The organism is Streptomyces sp. NBRC 110028 (assembly GCF_001417735.1).
Lineage (GTDB): Bacteria > Actinomycetota > Actinomycetes > Streptomycetales > Streptomycetaceae > Streptomyces.
The window spans coordinates 22,575-31,739 of the sequence record NZ_BBUZ01000061.1 but is presented as its reverse complement, the minus strand read 5'-3'; the positions used below and the strand labels follow the sequence as shown (position 1 = coordinate 31,739).

6 protein-coding genes and 1 pseudogene are annotated in these 9,165 nt (G+C 66.3%); 2 read left to right on the top strand and 5 right to left on the bottom strand.

Going from position 1 to position 9,165, the window contains the following annotated elements; translation table 11 throughout:
- Nucleotides 1–33: 33 nt before the first annotated feature.
- From ASC60_RS37015 to ASC60_RS37005, 3 genes are read right to left on the bottom strand one after another with little or no spacing between them, the layout of a single operon-like run.
- On the bottom strand, nucleotides 34–576 hold the full coding sequence (locus ASC60_RS37015; protein ID WP_079038882.1) for a DUF4265 domain-containing protein: 543 nt from the start codon (nucleotides 574–576) through the stop codon (nucleotides 34–36).
- Entirely contained in the window at nucleotides 548–2,089 is a 1,542-nt protein-coding gene (locus ASC60_RS37010) for a DNRLRE domain-containing protein (protein ID WP_159043396.1), read from the bottom strand. The genes ASC60_RS37015 and ASC60_RS37010 overlap by 29 nt, the downstream gene beginning before the upstream one ends.
- Complete coding sequence (locus tag ASC60_RS37005; RefSeq protein WP_234357297.1) at nucleotides 2,086–3,798, bottom strand: VCBS repeat-containing protein; 1,713 nt, start codon at nucleotides 3,796–3,798, stop codon at nucleotides 2,086–2,088. Before ASC60_RS37005 ends, ASC60_RS37010 begins: the two co-directional genes overlap by 4 nt.
- Nucleotides 3,799–4,141: 343 nt before the next feature.
- Here ASC60_RS37005 and ASC60_RS37000 point away from each other — a divergent pair, with 343 nt between their 5' ends.
- On the top strand, nucleotides 4,142–4,957 hold the full coding sequence (locus tag ASC60_RS37000) for an alpha/beta hydrolase (protein WP_234357296.1): 816 nt from the start codon (nucleotides 4,142–4,144) through the stop codon (nucleotides 4,955–4,957).
- 13 nt (nucleotides 4,958–4,970) lie between these two features.
- Entirely contained in the window at nucleotides 4,971–6,719 is a 1,749-nt protein-coding gene (locus ASC60_RS36995) for a stealth family protein (protein ID WP_055558110.1), read from the top strand.
- A 48-nt stretch (nucleotides 6,720–6,767) separates the two neighbouring features.
- Here the strand turns inward: ASC60_RS36995 and ASC60_RS36990 are convergent.
- Nucleotides 6,768–7,871 (bottom strand): annotated as a pseudogene (locus ASC60_RS36990) (polysaccharide lyase family 1 protein); the annotation flags it as partial.
- A gap of 11 nt (nucleotides 7,872–7,882) precedes the next feature.
- On the bottom strand, nucleotides 7,883–9,106 hold the full coding sequence (locus ASC60_RS36985) for a right-handed parallel beta-helix repeat-containing protein (protein WP_055558109.1): 1,224 nt from the start codon (nucleotides 9,104–9,106) through the stop codon (nucleotides 7,883–7,885).
- Between the last annotated feature and the right edge of the window lie 59 nt (nucleotides 9,107–9,165).

Here is a 9,165-nt window from a genome sequence, read left to right as displayed (position 1 = left end):
GTGGAATCCGGCGGGGCTTCTCGCGAACCTGATTCAATGATCGGACTCTGGCAATTCGAGCCCATCGCGATGAGCCCTCGCGAGAGCACCCTCTTCGATGCCGATTTTCCCTTCATCGGCGACACCAAGGAGAGCAGCTCTCATGGATACATAATCAACGTGTGGCGGCACATCGATTGCCCACAAGTGCCCCGTCGAGTAAGTCTCCCAGGAACACTGAAAGCTGTGGAGCATGGCGGCAACCATGTCCCTTGCGTCGTCATCTTTTATGACGATACGGACCGTCGAATGACCGGATTCCGACACGAACTCCTCGAACACGAACTCTCTGCGCTCGTGATCAGCTCTGACTCGCACAATGTCCCCGAAGGCGATTCCCTTCACGTAGAAGGGCGTGTTCCGAACCTGGACCTCCATCTGTACGGATGTCTTCCCAGTCCAGAGCCGCTCAGAAGAGGCGTGGGCCCAATCGGCAGTCTCGTCGGGGAGGTCAAAGGCTACCTTGTACAGCCTCTCAGGCTTACTCGATGGCGTCGGCTCACCGCCGCTAGGGTTCGAGGAAGTCTCTGAGCTCATCGTCCCACTCTTCCATAGTCTTCTTGTAGGTCACCTCAAGATGTGCGTTGCCGCAGAAGCGCTTCCAGTACGAGTAGCTCCCTTCGTCGCCCGCCTTGAGCCGGAAGGTCGTGGTGTCCCAGCCGCTGTCCGCCGCCCTCTGTATCGTGCCCTTCACGCTGAAGCGGACATTCTGATTCGTGGATGTGCACGAGCCCGCGGGATTGGTCGGCGACTGGGCGGTGATGGCCTCCTTCAACGAGGGCTGGTTGTTCCAGCTCGTTGAGGAGCTGATCGCGCTTGCGCCGGTCGAGTTGACCCGGCCCAGCTGCACCTCCCGGGCGGACTCGGAGTAGGTGTGCACCATGGTGACCGCGAACTCGGCGGAAACGATGTCCTTGTCCTCGAACGTTCCTGTCGGAAGGGCGAAGAACTGGCGCTTGACGTCACTGCTGCTGGTACAGCGGTACGAGACGTCCGCCGGGCAGCGGCCCACGCCTTCGTCGTCGTCGAACTTCCAGAACTTCGAGGACGCGTAGTAGGAGGAGACCATGGTCCAGCCAGTGCGGTTCGCTGTCCTCACGACGGGGTCGATGTACACGGGGTAGACCGTGTCCTCGCCTTTGAGCAGCCCGGCATCCGGTCTCAGGGTCATCGTGCCGTCGGACACTTTCACCGTGACGTCGGCGACCCGGCTGCCGTCCGGTGGTGCCGCCGCGCCGCCGGGGCCCATGCCGGACGGGGGCAAGGACGAGGACGGGGATGCTGAAGGGGCCGCGGAACCTTGAGCGCTGGGACGGGAATCCCACATCATTGGCGCGGGCGCCTCGAAGACGGTGGCGCCACTGCTGGCGTCCCGTGCTTCCAGCCCACCGTCCTCGGTCTTCTTCAGCGTGAGGGAACGGGTGTCCACGGGGAGTTCGAGCGCGGCGAGGTCCGGGTTCTCCGCGGCCTCGGCGTTCTTCACGACCAGGACATGAGAGAAGCCCTCGGCGCCGGCGGTGACCTTCAGATCGACGCCGGGCAGAACGTCCGGGTACGTGGCGGTGGGGCCCTCGACGAGAGGCCTCGGCAACGTGCCCGGCCAGTCGAGGGAGAAGGAGCGGCCGTCCTTCTCGACCTCGGCGAGAGCCGTGCCGCCGCCACCGGAGAAGGACATCGAGGCCAGTGCCGCCTTCGGAGCGTAGGTGGCGTTGTCCCTCCTGACCAGCGTCGTGTCGATGTCTGTCCACATGCCGTTCCTGCGGGTGCGCACGGGCTGGACGTACTCGGTCGTGGTGAAGGTGCCGTCAGGGTTGGCGACGGTGGTGCTGCGCTCGCCGCGCAAGGCCAGGACCTCGACCTTCTCCCCGGTTCTGGCTGCCTCGGCTTTGGCGTTCGCGGTGCCGTTCGCGGTTGCCTGTGCCCTGGTGGCGGCGGCTGCCTGCTGTGAGGTGGCGGTGGGGGAGGGCCCGCTGAGCCCTGCGGCCACCAGCACCACCGTCAATGCGGTGATGGCCCGTCGCCACTTGTTCCGTCGCCGTCTCCCGATCATCCCACGACTCCAAACGAGGCCCCCGTGTCGGGCAGGCCGTCCGCGCCGGGCTTGTATGTGGTGGTGCCGGAGCTGGTGCTGCCGTCGACATCGGTCCAGGGGACGGCATAGAGGACCCCACGAGGGGTGTCGGGAGCCTTGCTGTAAGGGACGCCGAGATACAGGTTCGCCGAACCCGATGTCATTGCGATGCCTGCGTAGTCTCGGGCTGTGGCCGCACCAGGTAGCACGCTCCCGCTCGGGGCGCGGGTCAAGATCTTGTCCTTCGCCCCGATGGCGGCGTCCAGCGGGCGGAAGATCTGTACCGCTCCCGCGTCCTGCGCCGAGCCGACCTCCCGGCCCGGAATGCCCACGGCCAAACGGATGGTGTTGGCACTGCCGACCACGCCGGGGTCGGTGTTGGCGATCGTCACCCGCTGACCGAGGAAGTCTCCAGGGGCCGGATCGCCCTCGACATCCGTGACCGACGCGTCCATCGTGGCAACCTCCGTATAGGTGCCGTCCGGCTTGATCCGGACCACGGTGGCGCTTCCCGCGTCCGATGCGGTGCCGATGTCTTCGCCCGGAGTGCCGATCGCCAGCAACGTGTCCGAGTTGTACGTCTGGTCGCCGGGGCGGTAACCCGTCATGGAGATCGATGTGCCGAAGCCGTCACCCGCCTCCGCCACACCTGACAGTCCTTCGCCCGCCGGTCCCTGGTCGAGCCCGGCCAGCGGGGTGGGAGCACCGCCTGTGATGGTGTGGTTGAAGACCGTCACCGCGCCGGCGAAGCCCTGGTCGCCGATCCCCTCGCCGGGGGCGCCGACGGCGAAGTACCGAGTCGTCGCCGCGAGCGAGTAGCCGAAGCGGTCGTGAGCTTCGACGACTCCAGGAACCCCCGGATCGTCGTGGTTCACTGTGGTCTTCGTGGCGCCCTGGACATAGTGGACGCACCCCGCGTCCGCGTAGTCCTTGCCGTCCACCGTGACGTTCTCGCCGGGGACACCCACCACCAGATAGGGCCGGCCGGCTGATGTGGCGCCCGCCTTCAGCGCGAATCCGAACCGGTCGTACTCCTCGGTCACCGTCGAGTCGTCCAGCTGCGCCTGGGTGTAGCTGTCGATCGTGCTCCCGGAACCGATCCCGTTGGGCGTCCCATGGATGACCCAGATGCCGCCCGCGTCGACGAGATCGCTGCCGCCCTTGGGCACGTCCTCGTACGGGGCACTCACCACCAGGTCGGTACAGCCGTCGCCGTCGACGTCGTAGGAGGCGCGGGAGAAACCGAACTGGTCCGCGCGTTCGGGAGTGGCATTCATGCCCGCGGTGGCCTGGGAGATTTCGAAGGTGCCCTTGCCGCCACCCAGCACGACACGGACCAGGCCGGCCCGTTCCGCACCGTTCACCGTGGCCAGGGGGTCGGCGATGACCGTGTCGGTCGTGCCGTCCCCGTTGAAATCCGCACTGGTTCCGCCGGTGCACGTGGTGGCCACCGCCACCGACTGCACCGGCGAACCTAACCCTCCCACTGCTGCGATCACCGCGGCGGCAACCGCCGTCAGCCCGACCGTCCTCATGCCATGGCGCACGTAGCCCCCACCCAAGCCACCCGTCACGTTCTCTGGAGAGCCCGGCCGGCCGGGTGCAGCGCGAGGCTGCGACGTCCGAGTCGCGGCAGGGCCAAACGGCGGCAAACCTACTGGGAGTAGTGGCGCATATGTCAACACCATGGTCCCCTTAACCAGGGGAAACATCGTCAAAGCAGATTAAAGGCTGCATCTCCTTCTTCTCTCCTGATATCGGTCAAGTCGGACCAGCGTGCTGTGAGTAGTTGACGAAGTCTCAGCAAATCCTCCATAGTTTCTTTCCTTCGTACTCGCAGGCTGTTCGTCTTTTCGTTGCGCCGATGACCCGGGGATGCGTCTCGAAACGGGATGAGTCGGGTCGCTTCGGCGCCACAGGCCTGCGCATGGCAGGAAACGAGGACGGAAAACTGTGAATCGCCTTTGGGCATGCCTTGCGGTCTGCGCTGTCCTGATCGCGAGCCTTCTGACGTGGGGCAGCCAGGAGAGCGTGGCTGTCGGGCGCAGTGAGTCCAGCTACTCCTACGGGGCGCACGCTCGGCAGAAAATCGACGCTTACTGGAACGCCTCACGCACCCCGCAACCCGGCGTCGTCATCCTGCACGGCGGCTACTGGTACGAGGACTCCGGATGGGCGACCTGGTCCCGGTTCTTCGCGGACAAGGGATACGCCGTGTTTTCAGTCGACTATCGGCTGAATTTCGACGCGGCATGGCCCGCCCAGCGCGACGACGCCATTTCAGCACTTGACTGGATCAAGTCGAATGCGTCGAAATTCGACCTCGATCCCGACCGCGTCGTGGTCCTCGGTTCTTCCGCGGGCGGACAGATCGCCACCGCGCTCGCCACCTATGGCTCGGGCGCCGAACGGGTCAACGGAGTCGTGGCGCTTTCCCCCGTCGCGTCGCCCTACCGTGCTTGGAACGACGGCAACCACGACGGCAGCACGGTCAAGGAACGCAAGGTTCGTGACAACGCGACGATTCTGGCCCGCTGCTTCCCCGACTCCGCGGACACCGATACGTCCCTGCACGCGAGCTGCTGGGACACGTGGAAGGACATGGTCGTCAGGAACCGCGCGTCCGGTGCCAACGACGCCCCCATGTACCTGATCCACTCCGAGGCGGACTTCATCCCCGTCCAGCACTCCTTCGACCTCGAAGAGGCCGAGGAGGCCGCCCACGACATGCCGGCGGACGGGGTCACCGTGGAGAACGTGGCGAACAGCAGTGCACATGGCGGCGCCCTCCTCGACATCGACGGCATGCCGCAAAAGATCCTCACCTGGATCGCGGCTCACAACTGAGAGAGGACCACACATGCCGTCACGCATCCAGGTACTGCGGGAGCGCATGCTGCCCGCACGATTACGTGAAGAGCGCGCAGAGCAACGCAGAGTGGCCGAAGCCGAAGCGGAGCGACGAAGCCGCCGGGAGCGCATCGAGGCGCGTCGCCGGGCCCTTGTCGAGTCCGACGCCGAGTTGCGGGTGGTGACCGTCGAGGGGCGGACGTACTACGGTCGGCGCGTAAACCACTTCCGTGCCGACGAGGCGTCGGCCCGCAACCTCGCCCTGATCGGCGATGCCCTCGAACACTCCGCCATCCCGTACTTCCTGGTCCCCGGCCGCTCCCGCACCCGCCACGTCATCGGCATGCGCCTCACCGACCGCAAGCGTCTGCTGGAGACACTGCGCGAGCTCTACGGCTCCACCGCGCTGTACGCCATGGAACCGGGCAGCGACCCGATACCGGCCGACGCCGTTCTGTACGCGGACGGAGCGCTGCCCGCCTCGCTCAAACGCCAGGACGCCATACGATTCGGCGAGATCCTGGTCGGCCCCGCGGAGCAGATACTCGCGGACCTCTCCTACGGGTGCGACGTCGAATTCTGGCGCGACGGAGGGCAGCTGCTCGACGACGGCGAGCGGGGGGCCGAACGTATCGCCGCTCTGCGGAGCCAGGCACCCGCAGCCGTGCTCGCCGCCGGCGCCCTGGTCGCGCCTCGTCCCAACGCCGTCACCGACGCCCTGCCGGCGGAGGCGCGCATCCCGGCTTCCCGCACCATCGAGGGCCGCGCCTACCCCACCTACGCGGATCTCTTCCCGTCCCGTATCGACACCGTCGACTTCCCCATCGACGTCGTCTACACCTGGGTCAACGGCGCGGACCCCGAACTCGGAGCCAGACGTGAGGCACACCGAGGCGAAAGCGGCGAGGCGTCGAGCATCCATCCCCGCGAGACCGGTGTCTCCCGCTACACCAGCCACGACGAGCTGAAGTATTCCCTGCGCTCCCTGGAGATGTACGCCCCGTTCATACGGAACATCCACATCGTCACCGACGGCCAGACCCCCGCCTGGCTGAACACCGACGCTCCCGGCATCCAGGTTGTGGATCACAAAGACATCTTCTCCGACCCCGCCGTGCTGCCGGTCTTCAACTCCCACGCCATCGAGACGCAGCTGCACCACATATCCGGTCTGTCGGAGCACTACCTCTACCTCAACGACGATGTCTTCCTCGGCCGCCCTGTGACCGCCGGGCACTTCTTCCACGGCAACGGCATCGCCAAGCTCCCCTTCTCACCCTTCCAACTCGGCCTGGGAGCACCACACCCCGACGACCCCGCGCCGAACTCCGCGGGCAAGAACGTCCGCGCACTGCTGCGGAACACCCACGCCCGGTTCACCGTCAACAAGTTCATGCACACTCCCCACCCCCAGCGGCGCACGGTCATGCGGGAGCTGGAGGAACGCTTCGCCGAGGACATCGCCCGCACCAGCCGCTCACGCTTCCGCTCGGTCACCGATATCGCCATGGCCACATCCCTGCACCACCACTACGCCTACCTCACCGGCCGGGCCGTGCCGGCCAAGTACAAGCTGCGCTACATCGACGTGGCCCGACCGGACATCACCGACGCTCTCGCCGGGCTCGCCTCCCGCAGCCTCGACTTCTTCTGCCTGAACGATGTCAATACGCCGGAGAACGAACAGGAGCGCGTCACCGCAGAACTCCACACCTTCCTGGAGAACTACTTCCCCTTCCGCAGCCGCTACGAGCGCTGACGAGAGGGGCCCTGTTCAACAGGGCCCCTCTATTGCCGGTGTCTAGGACGAGCAGTTGCCGTCCGACACCCGCAGGCCCTTGTCGGCGCCGGCCGTCCGGCTCACGATGTCCGGCACGCAACCTGCCGTGTCGAGGCTGTAGGAGTAGGGGATGCCGACCGTGGTGTTGGACTGCGGGTCGGGGCCGGCCGGGTGGTTCTCGCTGCCGGGCTGGGACCAGGTCACGTTGTCGAAGACGTTGCCGCCGACCTGCCAGTAACCGGCCACATCGGTGTAGAAGGTGCCCAGGACGTCCTTGGAGTCCTCGAAGTAGTTGTTGTCCACCTTGGCGCGGGCTCCGGCGCGGGAGTTGATGCCGGATTCGTTGAGGCGCAGGTAGTGGTTGTTGTACATGTGGGCGATTCCGCCGCGCAGCAGGGGCGCGCGGGAGTCGATGTTCTCGTACCGGTTGTGGTGGTACGTGATGAAGCCGTTCGAGCGGTCGCTCTCGCTGTTGCCGACGAGACCGCCACGGCCGGAGTTGCGCAGGATGCTGTAGGAGAGGGTCACGTACTGGGTGTTGTCCTTGATGTCGAAGAGGCCGTCGTACCCCTGCGCCTCCCCGCCTGACGCCTCCAGGGTGGTGTGGTCGATCCAGACGTTGTGGACGTTGCGCTCCATGCCGATGGCGTCACCGCCGTTGGACGTGGGGGAGCCCGACTTCTTGACGTTCCGGACGGTCACGTTCTGGACGATGATGTTGCCGGCCTCGCGGAGGTGGATGCCCACCTGGTCGAAGACGGCGCCGTTGCCGACTCCGATGATCGTGACGTTGCTGACCTTCTTGAGTTCGATCACTCCGTCGGCGGTGTCGCAGCTGGTGCCGGAGACCTTCTTGGTGTTGCCGTGGTTGATGGTCCCCTGGACTTCGATGGTGATCGGTGTGCTGCTGCTGGCGCGGTTGCACAGGGCCGTGTGGATCGCCGTTCCCGTGGTGGCCCGGACCGTCTGCCCGCCCGCTCCGCCGGTGGTCCCGCCGTTCTGGGTGGCGTAGCCGGTGGCGCCGCCTGCCGCCGCCGATGCCTCGGGCACTGGCAGAAGCGCACCGGCCGCGGCCGCGAGGGCCATCATGCCGAGCGCCGCACGGAGTCGCACCGCGCGTGGCCTTTTCATCTCGCGCCCGCTCACAGGGTCACCACCTTGCCGCCGAAGGTCACGACGAGGTGGCCGTCCCCGGCGAGGGACCAGCCCAGGGCACCGGCGTAGGAGGAGCAGCGGGACCCGTTCGAGCCGAGCCAGAACTGGTTCGAGGTGTCGGCGTCACCGGTAACCTTGTCGTTCGAGCCGCTGCCGCTGCGGCACGAGGTGTTGTTGCGGAACACCGAACTTCCCTTGTCGAAGGAGAAGTTGCGCTGAACGCTGTCGATGCCGACGTTGTCGGAGACGGCGATCGTGCCGGGGTTGCTGTTATAGGTGAAACCGTGGTGGCCGTTCTTGTAGGCGATGTTGTGCCGGACCGTGTGGTTGACCTTGATGTCCGAGCCGCCGAGCTTGTAGCCGTTGCGGTCACCGTTGTTGTTCTGGGTGCCGTCGCTGAGGGTGCCGTTGCTGTAGGCGAGGGAGTACTCGATGGTCACCGGTCCGATGGCGCCGGTGTCGGTCTTGGTGTAGAGGTCCCAGCCGTCGTCGATGTTGTTGTGGGCCACGTCGTAGCGGAAGACGTTCCCGGTGCCGGTGGTGAGCTTCGCGGCGAAGCCGTCGGCGTTCTCGCCGCCGGAGTCCTTGTTGTCGTGTGACTCCGAGCTCACGATCAGGTTGTTGGACGGCCATTGGGATGTGGGGGTGCTGCTGGCGATCCGGCCGAGTTGCAGCCCGGTGTCGCGGTTGTACGCCGTCACCGTGCGCTCGACGACGTTGTTGCTGCCGCCGACGTAGATGCCGTTGTCCCCGGCGTGCTGGACGGTGAGGCCGTACAGGCGCCAGTAGTCGGCGTTCAGCTGGATGCCCCGGTTGGACGAACTCTCGCTCTGCGCCGAGAAGTCCAGCACCGGCTTCTCGCCCGGGTAGGCGGACAGGGTGGTGCGGGCGCCGGAGGTTCCGTTGTTGCCGACGGGGATCGTGACGGTGGAGGAGTACGCGTACGTCCCGCCGCGCAGGTAGATCGTCCCGCCGGCTGAGATGCGGCTGATCGCCGAGGTGAGCGTGGTCGGGGCGGACTGTGTTCCGGACGCGCTGTCCTTGCCGTCCGGCGCGACGTAGAGGACGGTGCTCGCCGCCCGCGCGGCGGTCGCGGGCGTGGCATCGCCGCGGTCGCCGTGAACGGAAACGGCCTGAGCCGTGGCGCCGGAGAGCGTGATGAGCGCGCCTGCCAGCAGGCCGACCGATGCTGTTGCGGCTCTCGATTGCATCGCCTGTCTCCAGATTCTTCGGTTGTGGGGGATGGGAGGGGCGGCCGTGGTCCGTGTCC